Source organism: Thiocapsa sp. (assembly GCF_022340925.1).
GTDB lineage: Bacteria > Pseudomonadota > Gammaproteobacteria > Chromatiales > Chromatiaceae > Thiocapsa.
Map to the genome: position 1 here is coordinate 60,451 of NZ_JAJDNA010000008.1, position 16,904 is coordinate 77,354.

The following is a 16,904-nucleotide window of genomic DNA, read 5'->3' on the forward strand; positions in this document are numbered from 1 at the left end:
TCATTCGGTTCCACGGCAGGCCGAGCGGGATGAGAAAAACCCCCGAGATGGGATCGGCTTCCGAGTATCCGGAGCGCAGCACCTCTCCGCCCCGTGAATCCGGTCCGTCAGGTAATATCATCCGATCGCGCAGCCGTCAATGGCGGCCTGCCCACCCGCGAGGGTCGAGGTGGCCCCGACCATCGCGGCGTGCATCATCGATGCTGCAGCCAAACCTAAGGCGCTTTCTTGCCTCCCCCGGACGGAACTCGCTGCTAACCGGACCTTCGAGCGGCCCTTCCGCCTGATAGCAGACCAGCCGCTGAGACAAGACATCCGCGACGACGCGCAGCCCGGTGTCACGGACGTCGAAGAGGCTGAGGGTCGCCGCGACGGACACATCCGGGGGATCGTCCGGATCGAGTGGAAGGGGCGTCGGCTGCGGACGAGCGTCGTTGAGCCATTCGGGGCGGTATTCCGCATCGCCGGCGTACGGAAAAAGGGCGACATACGCGGTCCGGAATTCGACAAGATCCTGGAAAAAGTGAGACCCGAACGAAAGATCCGGGACCATGCCTTCCCCAAGGTCAGCCACCTCGACGATGACCGCGACCCGATCGATGTCCGCGAATCGGACCGGCACACCCAGCTCGGGCGTGGTCGTGCCCCAGCGCCCGGGGCCTACAAGGAGCGTGGGGCATGCGTCACGGTTGGCGGTTCGGCGATTGAGGCGGCCGACCAGGCGCGCCACGGCGAACTTCTGCACGCTGGACAGGGCACGATAACGTGCGCCGTCGACATGGATGACCCGGGCGATCGGCTGGTCGATATTGCCACCCATGAAGTGCCCCTCGGTCGCGAAAAACACGCGATGGCTTGGGATCTCGACCGGGATCTCGACGCGCGGACTCAGGCCGAGGGTCTGAAGCGGACGGCATTGGACGAGGCTGAACGAGGGTGTGCCGTCTGCCGCGAGATGCAGGGTGAACTCGATGTCGACGGGATAGGCGTAGGCCGCTTCCAGGGCCTGGAGGAGACGCCGCGCCAGCGGCACGAAAGGGGTGTGGCGCAAGAGCGGCGTGAAGGTCAGGCGCCAGACTGCCTCTCCACCGGCGCGCTCGCGCGAGCGCTGGGTGGCCTCTTGATCGAGCTCGGCGCACCATCGCAGGGGCGGCGTCGTGCTGGTGACCAGTTGGGCAAGTGGAAGCGTTATCCGGCGGTTGTCGCAGACGTCGAGGACATCGACGTCGTGCTGCGAGAAGCGGATCGCGTCATCAGGATCCCGGAAGGGGCGCCTGTGGGGTTGATCGAGTGCCACGACACAGGCGTAATCGCCCTGGATCCGGTCCACTGCCCGGGTGCCAAGGCCCATCACCAGTCGCACCATGCCGGCCGCCGGATCCATGGTCTCGTCCCAGGCAAAGATGTTGCGCGAAACGCCCACACCCGCGATGTCAGGAAAATAATAGCGTCCATGGTAGCGCCCGCAGACGCGTTGCAGCAGCAAGGCCATGGGCTCCTCCATGTCGGCCAGCCCGCGCTGCTGCCGGTAGGCCAAGGCGTCAGCGCTCATGGTGCTGGCAAAAACCCGGCAGATAGCGGCTTCCAGGTCGGCCAGCCGTTGCTCGGGTGGCCCTTGGTTGACGAGAAACAGGCTCTCGTACTTGCCTGCGAAGGCGTTTCCGAAGCTGTCCTCCAGCAGGCTGCTGGAACGCACCAGGATCGGATACTGTCCGAAGTAGTCAAGCGCGCGCGCCAACTCCAGGCGAACCTCCTCCGGGAGCCGGCCCTGCCGCATGTCCTGATGCAGCGACCGTGCCTCGCGGAAATAACCGGGCTCGGTGCGTTGGCGCATGATTCGCGGCCACCACCCGTTGTGGACCAGGTAGGAATAGTAGACATCGGAGCCAACGAAGAAGGAGTCGTGAGGCTCGAGGTGTCGCTGCCAGAGCTCCGGGTCGCTCTGCGTCAGGATCCGGCGTGCCAATAGCATCCCCACCGACTTGCCACCCAGATAGCCGCTCCCGATCATCCGGGCACGGATCTCGATCAGGTCCTTAAGGTCCAGATAGCGGCGGGCGAGCGCGATGATCCGCTCGTCACGGCTGATCAAGACCTGGCAGAGCCGCTCCTGGACTTCGCGACTTCGCTCGACGTCAGCGTCTTGGCTCGCGACCTCGGCCGCCTCCAGGAAGAGTCGGTCCCAGTAATCGAGTTGCCGTCGCGCCGCCTCGCCCGAGTGACGTTCGAGTTGGGCCTGCAGTCGGGTGGCATCGCTGCTGTCGACCACCGGTTGGAAGGTCTCGCCCTGCTGGATGTGGGGCAGGAACATGGTCGGCGACTGGCGCCCCCAGACCTTGACGGGCTGAACGTAGCAGGCGTGGTCGGTGCGGCGGACGTCGATGAGGACTTGAGTGGTCTCTCTGATGCGCGCCATGGTTGTAAAGCAATGGCTGCGCGAGAGCAGCCCAAAGTAGGCGACGGTGTCGAGTTGGCAGAGCGCGGGACAGATGACCTGAAAGAGGTTGCCGACCATCAGATCCGTGGCCCAGAGGGAGAGGAGATCGGAGAGGCAGTCGAAAACGTAGAAGGCGCCGCGCCCATGCTCGGTGATCAACCGATAGACGTGGCGGGTGAAGGCCTCGAAGCCCCGCAGCGCATCGATTGGGACCACCTGGATCCCGCGACCGGGGTTCACCAGTGGCGGATGCCGCCCGAAACGCAGGTAGATGATGGAGCGATCACGGGCCACTGCGTGTTTGACGAATGGCCCGACGAAGCGGCGATAATCGCCGACCTCGTCGATCCTCCAGACCACGTTGTCGCCGGCACGCAGATCGTCGAGCACGACGTCGAGGCCGCGCAATCCGGTGGAGACCCGCTCCGCATCGGGTGGATCCGTCATTTCGGCGACACTCGCCGATGCCGACGCAGGCTGGGCCACGCCCCGCTGTCGCTTCGTCGGCGGCTGATGGTTGATGGATGGGCCCGGGACGGGCGCCGAATCTCCCGTTCCGGAGCCATCGGCTATCCTGACGAGCGGCCGACTCAGCCCGTCGCGGCTTGATTGCGCGCCATCAGGATCACGTCATCGGCGATTGCGAGCAGCTCCGGGAAGCCCTTGGCCTCCCGGCCCACGACCACGTAACGCCCATCCACTGTGATCATGGGGACTGCATCGACGCGGTAGCGCTCCACAAGGGCCTCGCCGCGCTTGAGCTGGGTCTCGACCGCGAACGAATTGAAGAGGGATGCGAACGCGTCGGTGTCAACGCCCTTGTCCGCCAGCCAGTCGAAGATTGCCTTTTCGGTGTAAAGACGGGCGCGGTCTCGATGGAGTGCCTCGAAGACGGCCTGATCAAGCCGATCCAGGTCACCACTGTAGTCCAGCGCGAAGTAGAGCCGGGCAAGATTTGCCCAGGCGGCACGGCCGAAGGAGACGGGGATTCGGCGGAAGCTGACGTCGTCGGGCAGATCGGCGGCCCAGCCCTTGATCGACGGGTTGAGGTCCATGCAATGCGGACATCCGTATGAGAAGAACTCGATGACGTCGATCTTGTCGGGATTGGTCCTGGGTTGATGGGGCGAAATGGGGCGCCAGTCGCGGCCCTCGATGAGATTTGCGGCCGCGGGGCGAAGTGGAATCATCCCGACGGCCAAGGCGCTGACCAGGCCCTGGGTAAAACGACGGCGGGTTAGGCTCATGGTGGATCTCCGGTCGAAATGGCGTATACGTCTAGGATCCGGTTGGTTCGGGATCGATCAAGCGGCTCGCGATCACGCAGCCGGTTGCTCATAGTGCTGCATGATATGTCGCCGCGCCGGCTCGTGTCAGTACCCTGTTGGATTGCAATAGGTTGTGTCGTTCGGGGCGAGGTGCAACACACCCGACCGAGCGTATGATTTCCCCCGTCGGCACGGAGCAGATGCGGATTGGTTCCGGCCAAGCAATGAACCGGCCCGGAATCGGAACATGGCGGGGCATCCTGCCGGGTGCGGGCGATGCCGATGCGTGGCCATCCATGCCCAAGATCAGCACGCGATTCGAAAACGCGGTTTCCGAATCGTTTCACGTCCAGCGCGCTGATGCCGGCTGCCAATGGCCGGGCATCTGCGCGCCTGCCCTAAGGGCTTCCGTTCCCGCAGAATGTCGTCACGCGTGCGCCGTCCGGAGGGGTGTCTTCGCCCGATGGCAGCGGCGCGGTGGGATCGCTCAGCCAGGCAGCGATGTCGGCGCGGACGCGAGGGCCTTGTCGATCTCGCGGCAGCATGTGCCAGCCGCCCCGATACAGGACGAGCCTCAACCCTTCGTCAGCAGCTGGGAGCGCGCTCAGGAATCGGCAGAAGGCATTCTTCGGGATGATCTGGTCGTGCTCGCCATACAGCACCAGGGCGGGCAGCTGAAGGGATGCGGCCGACATCCGAGCGCGGTCCATGAGGTCCGTGATCCCCCATAGGGCGTCGATGCGCGTGGCCTTGATGACCAAGGGGTCTGCGCCCATGGCCTGCAGCATCTCGAGGTGGTCCGACGGACGGATGCGGATACCCTCGCCGGTCAGTTTCAACCAGGGTAGGGTGCGCACCGCGCCATCCAAGGCCAGACGCTGGTACCACGGCATGGTATCCCGCGACCACACGGCCGGGGCGATCAGGATCACACCGTCGACGGCGAGCGGGCTCGCAGCCCCGGCACGCAGGACGACGGCGCCCCCCATGCTCTCGCCCGCGACATAGAGTCGGGCACGGGGGTGACGCTCGCGCAGCAGATCGACCAGGGTGTGCAGATCGGCGGCGAGGCGACCGCTGCCATGCCATCGACCGGGTTGGGCTGTCGCGCCGAAGCCGCGCTGGTCGACCGCATAGGTGGTGACGCCTTGGCGCGCGAGCTCGCGTCCCAGGGGCCCGAACGCATTGCCGTAGTCGTTGAAGCCATGCAGCCCGAGGAGCACCAGCGCCGGGTCGCCCTCATCGGCGCGCCAGACCCGGATTGGCAGGCGGTACCCGTCTTCCATCCGCGCGTGGTCCACCGCGATCGCCGGCGATCGGCCGCTCGGGCCAGGAGTCTCGACGACGCGTGGGGATGAGCAGCCCGCCATCAGGGCCAGCTGAAGCAGTGCCAGCGCCACCGCTGGCCAGGTTCCTGCCGCGATGTCTGTCCTGTTGGCGGTGCCGGTCATGACGTGCCCGTGTGTCCTCCTGGTTGTGCCTCGACCCGGTCGGGCTGGAGGCCGCCGTGCTGGAGCCGAAAGGCGTATACTCGGCGCCCGTGAACAGCTTGCTTGAAGCCCGCGATCTGGTTCGGGTCTTCCCTGGGGTGCGCGCCGTTGACGGCATCGGTTTTCGCGTCGAGGCTGGTCAGTGTTTTGGTCTCCTGGGTCCGAACGGGGCCGGCAAGACCACGACCATGGAGATGCTCGAGGGCATTCAAGAGCCGACCTCCGGCACGGTCCTGTACCGGGGTCGTCCACTCGATCGGCACTACCGTGAATCGGTGGGTATCCAGTTCCAGGCGACTGCACTGCAGGATTTTCAAACCGTGCGGGAGTCGCTCGCCATGTTTGCCAGCCTCTATCGACGCACGGCCGACCGGGACGAGCTCATCAGGCTCTGCAATCTGGCCGAGATCCTGGATCGGGACACGCGCAAGCTCTCGGGTGGGCAGCGCCAGCGGCTGTTGTTGGCGATCGCCCTCGTCAACGACCCCGACCTGGTCTATCTCGACGAGCCGACGACCGGACTGGATCCTCAGTCCAGACGGAACTTCTGGGGACTGATCGAGACAGTGCGGGGGCGCGGCAAGACCGTCGTGCTCACGACCCATTATATGGAGGAGGCCGAGCGGCTCTGCGACCGGATCGTCATCGTCGACCATGGGCAGGTCATTGCTGAAGGGCACCCGGAACGCCTGGTCCGGGACCACTTTCCCTCCGCCGTCATACGTCTCCCGGAGTCTGCGTGGCCCCCGGGTGCTCCACTTCCCCCTGGTGGGGAACGCCGCGACAGTCTCATCGAGCTCTTCACGGAAGAGGTCCCGCCCATGTTGTCGAAGCTCGAGCGCGTCGGCGCCGATCTGACGGACCTGCGGGTGGCCACACCGAACCTGGAGGACTTGTTCCTGAAGCTCACCGGCCACGACCTCAGGTCCTAAGCAGCGTATGTGGCGACGAATCCTGACGATCCTGATCGCTCGTAACCGCGAATTCTACCGCGACCGTGCGGGGCTCTCCTGGAACATCCTGGTGCCGATCATGATGGTCCTTGCCTTCGCCTTCATCTTCAGCAGCGAGCCCCGGGACCTCTTCAAGATCGGTGTCGTGGGGACCGTGCCTGATTCCAAGTCGATGCCTGCGGCGCCGGTCTCTCCCTTTCTTGAGACTCGCTACATCCAGTTCCTCCCGGTCATGGATCCGGGGCAGGCGCTTGTCAAGGTTGAGCGTCATCAGTTGGATCTGTTGCTGGATCTGCGCGGCACACCGACCTACTGGGTCAACCCCGGCTCAGCCAACGGCCACCTGGCCGAGCGGCTTCTGCTCTGTGCGTACCAGGGCGCGACCGGCCCAACCCCGGAGCGTCGGACCGTCAGTGGCGCGGCGCTGCGCTATGTCGACTGGGTGCTTCCCGGTGTGCTCGCTATGAACATCATGTTCTCGAGCCTGTGGGGCGTAGGGTGGGTGATCGTGCGTTACCGGAAGAACGGCGTCTTACGGCGCCTGAAGGGGACACCCCTCAGTCCCTGGGAATTTTTGTCCGCTCAGGTCCTCTCGCGTCTGCTGGTGGTGCTCAGCGCGAGCCTGATCGTCTATCTCGGGGCCAGCGTGCTGCTGAATCTCCCGATGCGCGGCTCCTACCTGGCACTCGTGCTGGTCTATGTCGCTGGTGCCCTCTGCCTGATCAGTCTTGGACTGATCGTGGCGGCACGGCTGCGGACCGAAGAGGTGGCTGATGGCCTGCTGAACCTCATCTCCTGGTCGATGCTCCTGCTCTCGGGCGTGTGGTTCTCCATGGAGGGTGCGAGCCCCGCGGCCCGGAGCCTGTCCCGGCTCCTTCCGTTGACCCATCTGGTTGAGGCCGCGCGGGCGGTCATGATCGACGGCGCTGGTGTCGCGCAGATCCTGCCTCAGGTCGGGCTTCTGCTCGGCCTGGCATGTCTCTTCCTGACCCTTGCGGCCTGGCTGTTCCGATGGGAGTGAGGGCGGCGCTGGTGCCCCGTTTCACCTTATCTTGCATGCTCAGAGCCCCACAGACCCGCCAAGGCGAGACGCAGACCGCGGCTCATAGCTCACGCTAGTGCCAAGGACTGCAACGGAGCATTGGCGGGTCCGGGGGCTCCCGAAGGGCGAGGCCAGAAGCGACCGTCTGCGTTGTTGCGCGATCAACTCACGACCCGCGTGCCTTCGGGACGCTCAGGACCTCGACCTCGACCTGCGCGAGCCCCTTCTTGATCATCCCGAGCTCACGCGCGGCGCTGCGCGAGAGATCGATGATTCGGCCTTTCACGAACGGGCCGCGGTCGTTCACCTTGACCACGATGCTCTTGCCGGTCCTTTTGTCGGTCACGCGGACCTTGGTGCCGAGCGGGAGTGTCTTGTGTGCAGCGCTCGGGGTGTTCTTGTCATAGATTTGCCCGCTTGCCGTCTTCCGGCCATGCAGACTGTCGTGATAGTAGGATGCGATGCCCTGCTGGGAGTACCCGGGCTGAACGCGAGCCTCGGCGTCTGGAACGCCGGCAAGAAGAAAAACCCCGAGCGAGGCGAAGATCAGCGTCTTGTTCATGAGCGAAGTCGTCTCTGCAGTCGGCCGGCTCGCGTTGCGCTCCTTGCATCCGAAGATCGGCTAGTTGATGAACGGGGGCGCAGTATAAGGGAAAACCCGATATAGGGTAAACCCTATAGGGGAAGAACGGCCCGGTCGCAGCGACGCTGGTCATCCTTGGGTCACGATAGGACGATGGACTCAACCTGAAGGGCGCAGCCCGACCCGCCCCAGATGGGTTTTTGGTCAGCTAGGGTCGTTTTTCGTGCCCCGGAACAAGGCGCGACGAGGAGAGATCGCGGGCTCTGTTGCAAGGAATCGCAATGCAGCGATCGGGTGTGAAAGGCTGCATCGCGACGGAAAATCAAGATCTGACGGGGACATGTCGCGGGCCCGCGCGCATGGGGCGTGCAGTCCGGGCTGACGTCCGCTGGCGGAGACCCGAGACCGGACGGCACACGGCTGGCGGCCAGCCCTGCCTTGGGCGGTCAGCCAGCGCGTGCCTTACCGGGCTTGCTCGGGGCTGGCTGGGGATTGGAGCCCCGACATCGCTGGCATGGGACCGATGAGGTGGGCTGGTAGGCCGGGCCAGGCACTGATCAAAGAGACCAAGACGGTGGCCAGATAGGGGATGGATTGGACGATCAGGACGGCAACCCAGACGCGCAGGTCGAGCATGTAGGCATCGTAGCGAAGCATCATCAAGGCGGCGGCCAGCCAGAAGGCGACCATGAACAGACCCTCCTCACGCGCGTCCCCCAGGGCGCGGATGAGCGCGGGTGCCTGCGTGAGCTTGGGGGTGCGGAAGAAGGCAAGGCCCCCGGAGAAGAAGCCACCGAACATGGCCCGAGCGATGGTGTGGGAGAGCGCGAGTCCCGCGAGTCCGGCGGCGACGCTTTGGCGCAGGGTCGCGGTGACCCGGCGTCGATAGAGCAGAAAGCTCTTGGAGATCTTGAACAGGAACAAGACCAACGGCACCAGGGCGACCGTCATGTAGGGCGGCGTCACCGCGAGCGGAAACATCACCATGGCCACGGACCAGGCGAGCGCGGCGAAGTTGAACAAGAGGTTGAATCCGTCCGCGAACCAGGGCAGCCAGCCCGCGACGAAGTGATAGCGCTGGCCGGCGGAGAGGGCGGTCTTGCGCAGCCCCAGGAGCTCGCGTCGATGATGCTTGAGAATGCGCACCGCACCATAGGCCCAGCGGTAACGCTGTCTCCTGAAGTCGCTGAAGGTATCCGGCATCAGCCCGCGCCCGTAGGTGCAGGGAACATAGAGTGCCTTGTGACCGGCCTCGAAGATGCGAAGTCCAAGCTCGGCATCCTCGGTGATGCACCACTCGGCCCAGCCGCCGAGGGCGTCCAGGGTGGGGCGGCGGATCATGGTCATGGTGCCGTGTTGGATGATGGCATTGCGCTCGTTGCGGGTGACCATGCCGATATGGAAGAAGCCGCGATACTCGGCCATGCACATCGCCTTGAAGGCGTTCTGACCGGCGTCGCGATAGTCCTGGGGCGCCTGAATGACGGCGACCTCCGGGTCCTGGAACCCGGGGACCAGGTGTCTCAACCAGAGCGGTTGGACCACGTAGTCGGCGTCAATGACGGCGATCACCCCGGCATCGGGGTCGGTCTCGCGCAGTGCATGGTTCAGTGCGCCGGCCTTGAAGCCTGAGAGGGGATCGACGTGGAAGAAGCGGAAACGCCCTCCGAGCCGCTCGCAGTGGGCTTGAACAGGCTGCCAAACCGCCGGGTCCTTGGTGTTGTTGTCGATCACGAGGACCTCGTAGCGCGGGTAGTCCAGCACCGCGAGGGCGTCGAGGGTCTCGATCAGGAGGCCGGGTGGCTCGTTGTAGGCAGGCACGTGGATGGACACGAGCGGGAGCGCATCGTCGGGGACGGCTGGCACGGCGAAGGGGCGGCGCCACTGCCGCAGCCAGAGCGATTCGGCCCATTCGTGGGTCTCCGCCATGATGAGGACGATGACCCCGACACCGCCGAGAAGAAGCAGAAACCCGACCGCAACGGTGGCGGGTGTCATGTATTGACGCGTGTAGTCGTAGACGATCCAAACCGCGGCGGTCGAGATCGCATACATGACGAGCGCCAGAAAGCCCTTGCCCTTGCTCGAGAGCGTCGCGCTGTCGCGATACAAAAAGACGATGAGCAGGATGGCCATGACCACCGAGAGGGCGGCCAGCTCCCGCCAATGCGGGATGCGCACGACTGGCTGCGTGAAGGCGAATTTGGCCTCGCGATTGGCGTTGTAGACGCCCCAGTAAGCGCCGGTTGCGCCCTCGGTCTTCTTCTTCCAGGTCTGGTCGAAGGCTTCCATCACGTAGTAGACGTAGCCTTCTCGCTCGGCATGGGCGAGGAAGCGACGGAGAAAGCGCGTCTGGTTCGCCAGCGATGCCTCGGCTCCACGGTTGCGACGACCGTTGCTCGGCCAACCGACCTCACCGATGATGACCGGCTTGTTCGGAAAGGTCTGCCTGACCTCCTCGAGGCGACTCACGGCATAGGCGACCGCCTGATCCACCGGGACACCTTCCCAGTAGGGAAGCAGGTGGAGGGTGATGAAATCAACATGATCGGCGAGCTCCGGGTGCTTCAGCCAGACATGCCAGGGCTCGGCGGTACTGACCGGGAGCCAGGTGATCCTTCGAATGCGGTCCAGATAGGCCGTCAGCTTCGACACCGAGATATCGTCTCGGAGAATGGCCTCGTTACCGACCATCACGCGCACCAGGTTTCGGTATCCCTTGCCGAGAATCTCGGTCAAGCGCGCGAGCTCGGTCTCGTTGGCGTCCAGATCCGGCCCGATCCAGGCGCCGAGCGTCACATTGAGGCCGCGCGCCGCCGCCAGGCGCGGGATCGTCGCGAGCGTGCTCTCCACAGTGTAAGTGCGTACCGCATGGACGGTGCCTTGAAGCAGCGCCAGATCCTCGTCGATCTCCTCGACGGTCGGGTAGATTTTCTGACTCGGATCATCGTGCGCGCGCATCGGCGCAAACGAGAAGCCCTGCAGCCGATTGGGCCAGGCCGGCTCCTCGGCCGGTCGGTTGAGCAGGGCCCAGGCCGCGACCGTCAAGAGTGCGACGAGGACGGGGATGAGGATGTTGCTCGACTGTTTCATTGAGCATGTCCTGGAGGCCGGGCCGAAGTCGTTACCTGGGTCGTCAGGACAGGCCCGCCTCCCGGATCCGCCGCGGCGGATCCTGAAAAGGCGACCAGCGGGCTGCCTGCCACAACGGGGGAGCGCGGCTTGCCGGCGATCGACTGCGTGGCAGGCGGCACTGGGTGTTCAGAGAGGTCTTATCGTGGTCGCGAACGTCTTGGGCAATCAGGATGATGAGGCGCTCCCACGGTCGCGATCGAATGATAGACCGAATTCCGCGCGGCCGGAGCGGACCGATCGATACATCCGGAGCCTGCGCCGATCAGCCCCGCGGCGTGGCGGTCCGCATCATGCCAGCTGAGATGCCGCAGGTGGCGCGCGGGTCTTGTCGCTCGATTGATCGCACCGGATCTTCTCAAATGATTCCGCGCCGACTCTGCCAGACTGCTCCAACGTCGCTTGCCACCGCCGACAGTCCCTCAGGCGGGGCGAGCCGGCGATCCTTCGCTTGTCATGCGATCCTGGATGGTGACGCGTGCGAGCGTCAGATCCGCCAGGTTGTGCGCCTGCATCTTCCGCATGACCCGTGCGCGATGAAATTCCGCTGTCCGGACGCTGATGCCAAGCTCGTCGGCCACCATCCGGTTGGTCTTGCCGGCCGTGATCTCTTGGAAGACCTGCTGCTCACGAGGCGTCAATGTCCGATAAAGCTGCAGCACGCCGGAGCGCAGCAGCTCTGCTGCGCTGGTAAACGCCGTGGAACGGATGGATACCGATTCCAACAGCATGCAGAGTGCGTCGCGTACCGCCGAGTCGTCATCGACGATGTAGGCGACGGGTTCGGTGCTCATGGCGATCTCCTTTAGCCGGTCGCGTCTGGGCGCTCGACTGGGAGGCCAGGGTCCGCGCAGCCGCCGCGAAGCAGCCGGCCGAGCTCAAGGGCTGAGCCAGGTCGTGCACGAGGGAGGCGGCGAGTGAGCCCTCGATGCCACGCCCCACATCAATCGGCATGATATCCGGGGCGACGGCGGCCGGGCGCCCGAGCGGTCCGGTCCTGCGTGGCGCCGGCTGCGCCCTGGCCGTGTCGCCCGGCGGGGGCGCCAGGACCCCATCGAGGACTTCGAAGGGGACCGGCTTGACCAGGTGCTGATCGAATCCGGCTTCCAAGGAACGCTGACGATCGGCAGCCTCGCCGAGCCCGGTCATGGCAATCAGCCGGGTTCGGCCCCAATCTGCCCGGGCGCGGATACGACGCGCCACCTCATGACCGTCGAGGTCCGGCATGCCGATGTCCAGGATCACCACCTCGGCTGGATCCTCTTCGAGGGCGGTCAAGGCCGATCTTCCGTCATAGGCCACTCGAACCTCGGCGCCCTTGAGCTCGAGCAGCCTGGCCAGACTTGCTGCCGCGTCCCGGTTGTCGTCGACGACGAGGATGCGAGGCCCCGTGGAGGCGGGGACGCCTCCACCGGACATCCGGGATGGCTTGCCGGATTCTCTGATCCCGCCTGCGGCGAGAGGAAGGCAGACCTGGTCTCGCTGCCCTGATCCGGGCCTGCACTGAAGGCCTCGACGCGACCGCCATGCAGCTCGACGAGCTTCCGCACCAGCGTCAATCCGATCCCGAGCCCGCCCGGGATCGGCGTCGGGGACGCTTGGCCCTGGGCAAAGAGATCGAACACGCGCGGGAGGATCTCCGCAGGGATGCCCGCCCCGGTGTCTTGGACCGACACCTTGACCCCTTCCGGGTCGGGCCACGATGCGGATCTCCTGGCCGGCCGCGGTGTACTTGATCGCGTTGTTGAGCAGATTCCCGAAGATTTGTGACAGTCGGATCGGATCCCCCTCCAGCCATATCGCTTCCGGCGGAAGCTCGACCCTCAGCCGTAGGCGGGCTGTCTGGAGGAGCGGACAGACCGTTTCCACGGCGCTGTCGATCACGGTCGTCAGCTCTTGCGCCAACTGCGCCGCTTGCTCTCGCGCGGCCAGGGCCTGGGACAGGTTCTCGTTCAAGAGGTCTTCGGCGACCCGCTCCATTGGGGTCTCCAAGGCGGGTTCGGGGCTGTCGGTGCGATGGTCTGGCATCGGCGTCGGTCAGGCCGGCGGTTTGGTCCCGTCGTCCCTGGCTCGCAGGTCGAGACCGACCAGCACGCGTTCGGTATTGGAGAGATCGCCGATGATCTTTCGCACCGGCTCCGGAAGCTTCCGGACCAGGGTCGGCAAGGCCACGATCTGGTCGCCTCGAGCCAGCGTCGGGTTTTCGAGTAGGTCGATGATTTCGATGTCGTATCGTCCGGCGAGATGGGTCTCGCACAGGGCTTTGAGGTTCTGAAAGGCCCGCAATGACCTTGGATTCTGGCCCGCGACATAGAGTCGGAGGCACCAGCCGCCCTCCGGATCCGGCGAGGTCGTCTCGATCGATGTCATCCGTCGAGCCTCCCGAGCTCGGCTGAGGCATCGATGAGATCGATGCCCGCATCGTCGAGCAGCAGCTCACGGACTTGGTGCGAGTGCGCCATTCCCCGGCTTTTGAGGACGTAGAGCAGCCGATGGCGCCTCCCCGCAGCATTGGCCATATGCAGCAGCAACCAGGTATCGATCAGTGAGCTGACGTCCTCGTCGGTCCGCTCCAACTGGGCCGGATCGGACCCTTGCGTCAGTCCGGTGAAGATTGCGGTGATGCCGGCGCCCTTCAGGAAGTCGATGACCCGAGTCAGCATGATCTTCACCTCGGAGAGGTTACCGACGGTCGAGAAGCTGGTGATCGGATCGAGGATCACCGCGTTGGGCTGCATCGCCCCAACGAGCTGGTGCAGGCGCACCAGATGATTCTCCAATCCGTAAAGGGTCGGGCGCACGGCGTGGCAGTGGAGTCGGCCGGCATCGAGGGTGCAATCCGCTACCAGGTTAACGGTAGTATTTCGCTCGGATATTGTTCTCGCAAGAGAATTGGAGCGAGGGCCGGCGGTGCTCGCTCCTATTTTAATTCCCCCAGACGTCGATCCCCGAACGGCGCTCCGCGAGGATCTGGGCCAGTAGCGGCTCGCCCTCCGACTAAGGACAGGGCGCCCGGAGCGTGTCAAACCACTTCCCACTGGATTTGGGTCCCGGCGGCAGTGAGGGGCATCAACCGGACACGGAACGATCCGGTGGCGCCGGACCTCCGACGATCTCCACAAGGCACCGAACGCAAAGGCAATCCGAGTATCGGAGCTGCAGCTCGTCCAGCACCCGCTCGGGGATCAGGATCGCCGCGCAGGCGCATTGAGACGGACGGTTGGCCTTGCATTCGAAGGTTGCCCCGCACCGCGGGCAGACCTTGAGCTCGTGTTTCGTTACCATGAGGTTCGGCCGTGTGCTGCGAAGCGGTCACCTCTCGGCTGGACTCGCGCCCGAGCTATCTCGGGGTCGCAGAGTCCCGGTATTGTCCTTGGGCGGCCGCTCGCGTCGGCGCGGCGACGAATTGGCGAATCAACCGCCAGCGTCGTTGGCGTGGGCTCTGGGGGCGAGATCGAATGAGTTGGACGAGAGCCTCGGACATGCGACGGCCAAGGCGGCGGATAAGGGAGGCGAGGGGGCGCGCGATCGTCTGCATGAAGGGCATCTGCCTGCGAATGGTGCGGTCGGTTTCCATCAGCCTGCGGCAACGATCGCATCCTGCGCCACGGCGCGGCGTTCACGCACCTCGAGCAGGATCGCTCGCGCGCAGCGCGCACAGCGCCCGCAATCGCCCGGGACCCCCAACTCGTCTCGGAGCTCGGACAGCCGCAAGGCGCCGCGCTCGGCAGCGGCGATGACCTGGCGCTCGGTGACTGCTCGGCAGATGCAGACATACATGGCTGGGATGCCCAAACTCCGCTTGACTCCGGCAAAATAATAGGAATGATTCGTATTTGAGTCAAGTGCCCTTGGGGCGCTCAGATATCAACCGCCGACGGGACGAGCCCAGATGAAGACAGATCCTTCAATCAACCAGCATCACAACGCGGTGCTCAAGGAAGCGCTCACCGCGATCAATCAGTACTTCCTCCATGCGCGGATGCTTGGCAACTGGGGCTTCAGGACGCTGGAGACACAGGTCTACCGTGCCTCGATTCAGGTCATGAAAGAGGCCGATCGCCTCGTCGAACGCGTGCTCTTTCTTGAGGGGTTGCCGAATCTGCAGGATCTCGGGAAGCTTCTGATCGGGGAGGATGTGCCAGAGATCCTGCGCAGCGATTTGACCATGGAGTGCCGTTACCGGGACGCCCTGGGCGCCGCCATCTCGCACTGCGAGGAGCATACAGATTTTGTGAGCCGGCATCTTCTGGAGGAGCTGCAGGAGGCGAGCGAAGAGCGCATCGACTGGATCGAGACCCAGCTGTCGCTGATCGAGGGTGTCGGGCTGGCGAACTATCTCGAGTCGACGATCTGATTCTTGCACCTCAGGAGAACGCCGAATGAAAGGTCATCCCGACGTGATCGCGCACATGCAACGCCTGCTGGCGAACGAGCTGACTGCGATCGATCAATACTTTATCCACTCCCGCATGTACGAGGATTGGGGTTATGCCAGGCTCTTTTCACGGATCGATCACGAGACCACGGAGGAGAAAGAGCACGCTTCGATGTTGATCCGGCGCATGCTGTTTCTCGAGGCCGTTCCGGACCTGAGTCAGCGCGAGGGCTTGCGGGTGGGGTCGACGGTGCCCGAGATGCTCGCCAATGACCTTCAGGTCGAGTACGAGGTGGCGGCGGCCCTGAAGGAGGCGATCCTCTGCTGCGAGCGGGAAAGGGACTTCCAGACCCGTTCGATCCTCGAGCAGCTGCTCAGAGACACCGAAGAAGACCACGCCTACTGGCTCGAGCAGCAGCTGGGCTTGATCGACCAGATTGGGCTTCAGAACTATCTGCAAGCGCAGATGCATCCGGTGAGCGGCGGCTGACCCCGTGCGTCTGCTCCTCTCGTGTCCCGATCCACGGTGGTCGAAAAACGAGCGTTGCAACAAGACCGGGGAAGATCTGGGTTCGCGGGGCGGCCGGGGCCTGATGTACGGTCGGTGACAAGCGCAGGGGTGAACCCTACAATCCCTTGCGGACTTTGGGGAGACGCTGAGGCAAGCTGTTTCCGCCGTCAACATCGGTCTGCTTTGAGGAGTCGCTTGTGAAATACGCTGTGAAAAGAACCTGGCCGGATAAACCCAAGTCCTGGGAGCTGCAGGGCGAGGCGGCGAGCGCGGAAGCCTTTGCCCTGGACTTCGCGACTTCTCAGGGACTCGGGATGGGAACGGAGCTCGTCGTCATTGAGAAGGAGGGCGATGACTCGGAGATCCAGTTCTTCAAAGTCGCCAACGCCTCGCCCTACCAACTCGTTCCGGCCGAGCCGAGGGCGGGTGGCCCCGCCCCGCCCGCGGCTCAGGATCCGGCGGCCCTGCCTTCAACCCCTTCCAGCGCCGATGTCCCCGAGGTCGGATCGCTTGCCGTCCCCAGCGTGCGCCCCTTCGTCTCGATGATCTTCTACATGGTCAAGGTCGGGGTGATCGCCATGGCCATCATTTACGGACTCGCGATGCTGTTCCGCTATATCCGATCGGCTCTCTAGTATGCCTCGAGCGGGAGGGCGAGCCCGTCGCCTACCCGCGTCTCCGTTGCCGCGCTGTCCTGCCCGAGCCTCCGCGGTCGACCCGCCGGCGATCGCGCCGCCTGCGCGGAGCGCTCCGGCTGCATTCGCTTGGCGCCACGCCTAAACCCTCCCTGTTTTTATGTAAAAGCAGCTTGACATCTGTAACTGTCAAGCTAAGATGACACCCAAAGATCACCAGCGGATCCGATTGTTCCCGAACAGCAGGAACGCAAGCGTGTTTCGTGGCCGCAGTCGGCGCCACGGAGGCCCGCCACCCGATCGATATCGGCGGCGATTTCACCCACTCCAGTCAGGAGTCAAAAAACATGGCTGAACAGGCAAGCCTTTCGGGTTTAACCGAACAGCAGGCGAAGGAGTTTCACGAGCAGTTCAAGACCACCTACACGGCGTTCGTCGGCATCGCGGCGCTCGTGCATCTGATGGTCATCGCGGC

Annotated in this window: 17 protein-coding genes and 1 pseudogene; 6 read left to right on the forward strand and 12 right to left on the reverse strand. The window is 64.5% G+C overall.

Translation table 11 applies throughout. The features are described from left to right. Positions 1-136: 136 nt before the first annotated feature. From LJE61_RS01465 to LJE61_RS01475, 3 genes are all read right to left on the reverse strand, one after another. Positions 137-2,884, reverse strand: coding sequence for a PEP/pyruvate-binding domain-containing protein (locus LJE61_RS01465; protein ID WP_296917180.1), 2,748 nt, complete (start codon positions 2,882-2,884; stop codon positions 137-139). A gap of 143 nt (positions 2,885-3,027) precedes the next feature. Then, complete coding sequence (locus LJE61_RS01470) at positions 3,028-3,684, reverse strand: thiol:disulfide interchange protein DsbA/DsbL (protein WP_296911058.1); 657 nt, start codon at positions 3,682-3,684, stop codon at positions 3,028-3,030. Positions 3,685-4,103: 419 nt separating this feature from the next. Then, complete coding sequence (locus LJE61_RS01475; RefSeq protein ID WP_296911056.1) at positions 4,104-5,156, reverse strand: alpha/beta hydrolase; 1,053 nt, start codon at positions 5,154-5,156, stop codon at positions 4,104-4,106. 89 nt (positions 5,157-5,245) lie between these two features. Here LJE61_RS01475 and LJE61_RS01480 point away from each other — a divergent pair, with 89 nt between their 5' ends. Both LJE61_RS01480 and LJE61_RS01485 read left to right on the forward strand, forming a co-directional pair. Further along, complete coding sequence (locus tag LJE61_RS01480) at positions 5,246-6,127, forward strand: ABC transporter ATP-binding protein (RefSeq protein ID WP_296911086.1); 882 nt, start codon at positions 5,246-5,248, stop codon at positions 6,125-6,127. Positions 6,128-6,134: 7 nt separating this feature from the next. Then, positions 6,135-7,169, forward strand: a complete 1,035-nt coding sequence (locus tag LJE61_RS01485) for an ABC transporter permease (protein WP_296911054.1) — start codon at positions 6,135-6,137, stop codon at positions 7,167-7,169. 187 nt (positions 7,170-7,356) lie between these two features. Here the strand turns inward: LJE61_RS01485 and LJE61_RS01490 are convergent, their stop codons facing one another. The 9 genes and pseudogenes from LJE61_RS01490 to LJE61_RS01520 form a co-directional block, all read right to left on the reverse strand. Then, the gene (locus tag LJE61_RS01490; RefSeq protein WP_296911052.1) at positions 7,357-7,752 is read right to left on the reverse strand and encodes a septal ring lytic transglycosylase RlpA family protein; all 396 of its coding nucleotides are present in this window, start codon (positions 7,750-7,752) and stop codon (positions 7,357-7,359) included. 483 nt (positions 7,753-8,235) lie between these two features. Beyond that, entirely contained in the window at positions 8,236-10,866 is a 2,631-nt protein-coding gene (locus LJE61_RS01495; RefSeq protein WP_296917183.1) for a glycosyltransferase, read from the reverse strand. A 461-nt stretch (positions 10,867-11,327) separates the two neighbouring features. Then, positions 11,328-11,699, reverse strand: a complete 372-nt coding sequence (locus LJE61_RS01500) for a response regulator transcription factor (protein ID WP_296911048.1) — start codon at positions 11,697-11,699, stop codon at positions 11,328-11,330. Then, complete coding sequence (locus LJE61_RS01505) at positions 11,665-12,324, reverse strand: response regulator (RefSeq protein ID WP_296917185.1); 660 nt, start codon at positions 12,322-12,324, stop codon at positions 11,665-11,667. The genes LJE61_RS01500 and LJE61_RS01505 overlap by 35 nt, the downstream gene beginning before the upstream one ends. Positions 12,325-12,392: 68 nt before the next feature. Continuing rightward, positions 12,393-12,689: pseudogene (locus LJE61_RS15275) on the reverse strand (sensor histidine kinase); the annotation flags it as partial. Between the two features lie 253 nt (positions 12,690-12,942). Further along, positions 12,943-13,275, reverse strand: coding sequence for a circadian clock KaiB family protein (locus LJE61_RS01510; protein WP_296911044.1), 333 nt, complete (start codon positions 13,273-13,275; stop codon positions 12,943-12,945). Beyond that, positions 13,272-13,943 (reverse strand): ATPase domain-containing protein, encoded by a 672-nt coding sequence (locus tag LJE61_RS15280; protein ID WP_367114893.1) that lies wholly within the window; start codon positions 13,941-13,943, stop codon positions 13,272-13,274. Before LJE61_RS15280 ends, LJE61_RS01510 begins: the two co-directional genes overlap by 4 nt. A gap of 31 nt (positions 13,944-13,974) precedes the next feature. Then, positions 13,975-14,190, reverse strand: a complete 216-nt coding sequence (locus LJE61_RS15285) for a cysteine-rich CWC family protein (protein WP_363306370.1) — start codon at positions 14,188-14,190, stop codon at positions 13,975-13,977. A 291-nt stretch (positions 14,191-14,481) separates the two neighbouring features. Beyond that, on the reverse strand, positions 14,482-14,700 hold the full coding sequence (locus LJE61_RS01520; protein WP_296911039.1) for a (2Fe-2S)-binding protein: 219 nt from the start codon (positions 14,698-14,700) through the stop codon (positions 14,482-14,484). Between the two features lie 97 nt (positions 14,701-14,797). On the opposite strand from LJE61_RS01520, the gene bfr (LJE61_RS01525) reads away from it, so the two are divergent. The 4 genes from bfr (LJE61_RS01525) to LJE61_RS01540 form a co-directional block, all read left to right on the forward strand. After that, on the forward strand, positions 14,798-15,262 hold the full coding sequence (gene bfr, locus LJE61_RS01525; RefSeq protein ID WP_296911036.1) for a bacterioferritin: 465 nt from the start codon (positions 14,798-14,800) through the stop codon (positions 15,260-15,262). Positions 15,263-15,287: 25 nt separating this feature from the next. Further along, on the forward strand, positions 15,288-15,773 hold the full coding sequence (gene bfr, locus LJE61_RS01530) for a bacterioferritin (RefSeq protein WP_296911034.1): 486 nt from the start codon (positions 15,288-15,290) through the stop codon (positions 15,771-15,773). 230 nt (positions 15,774-16,003) lie between these two features. Further along, complete coding sequence (locus tag LJE61_RS01535; protein ID WP_296917189.1) at positions 16,004-16,429, forward strand: hypothetical protein; 426 nt, start codon at positions 16,004-16,006, stop codon at positions 16,427-16,429. A 347-nt stretch (positions 16,430-16,776) separates the two neighbouring features. Further along, a partial coding sequence (locus LJE61_RS01540; RefSeq protein WP_296911083.1) for a light-harvesting protein occupies positions 16,777-16,904 on the forward strand: 128 nt, incomplete at its 3' end.

What these genes read in the sequence shown, in the direction of transcription:
- LJE61_RS01500 (WP_296911048.1), bottom strand. Translation starts at nt 11,699, where the DNA reads ATGAGCACCGAACCCGTCGCCTACATCGTCGATGACGACTCGGCGGTA.
- LJE61_RS01470 (WP_296911058.1), bottom strand. Translation starts at nt 3,684, where the DNA reads ATGAGCCTAACCCGCCGTCGTTTTACCCAGGGCCTGGTCAGCGCCTTG.
- LJE61_RS01465 (WP_296917180.1), bottom strand. Translation starts at nt 2,884, where the DNA reads ATGACGGATCCACCCGATGCGGAGCGGGTCTCCACCGGATTGCGCGGC.
- LJE61_RS01505 (WP_296917185.1), bottom strand. Translation starts at nt 12,324, where the DNA reads ATGTCCGGTGGAGGCGTCCCCGCCTCCACGGGGCCTCGCATCCTCGTC.
- LJE61_RS01475 (WP_296911056.1), bottom strand. Translation starts at nt 5,156, where the DNA reads ATGACCGGCACCGCCAACAGGACAGACATCGCGGCAGGAACCTGGCCA.
- LJE61_RS01495 (WP_296917183.1), bottom strand. Translation starts at nt 10,866, where the DNA reads ATGAAACAGTCGAGCAACATCCTCATCCCCGTCCTCGTCGCACTCTTG.
- LJE61_RS01510 (WP_296911044.1), bottom strand. Translation starts at nt 13,275, where the DNA reads ATGACATCGATCGAGACGACCTCGCCGGATCCGGAGGGCGGCTGGTGC.
- LJE61_RS15285 (WP_363306370.1), bottom strand. Translation starts at nt 14,190, where the DNA reads ATGGTAACGAAACACGAGCTCAAGGTCTGCCCGCGGTGCGGGGCAACC.
- bfr (WP_296911036.1), top strand. Translation starts at nt 14,798, where the DNA reads ATGAAGACAGATCCTTCAATCAACCAGCATCACAACGCGGTGCTCAAG.
- LJE61_RS01485 (WP_296911054.1), top strand. Translation starts at nt 6,135, where the DNA reads ATGTGGCGACGAATCCTGACGATCCTGATCGCTCGTAACCGCGAATTC.
- LJE61_RS01490 (WP_296911052.1), bottom strand. Translation starts at nt 7,752, where the DNA reads ATGAACAAGACGCTGATCTTCGCCTCGCTCGGGGTTTTTCTTCTTGCC.
- bfr (WP_296911034.1), top strand. Translation starts at nt 15,288, where the DNA reads ATGAAAGGTCATCCCGACGTGATCGCGCACATGCAACGCCTGCTGGCG.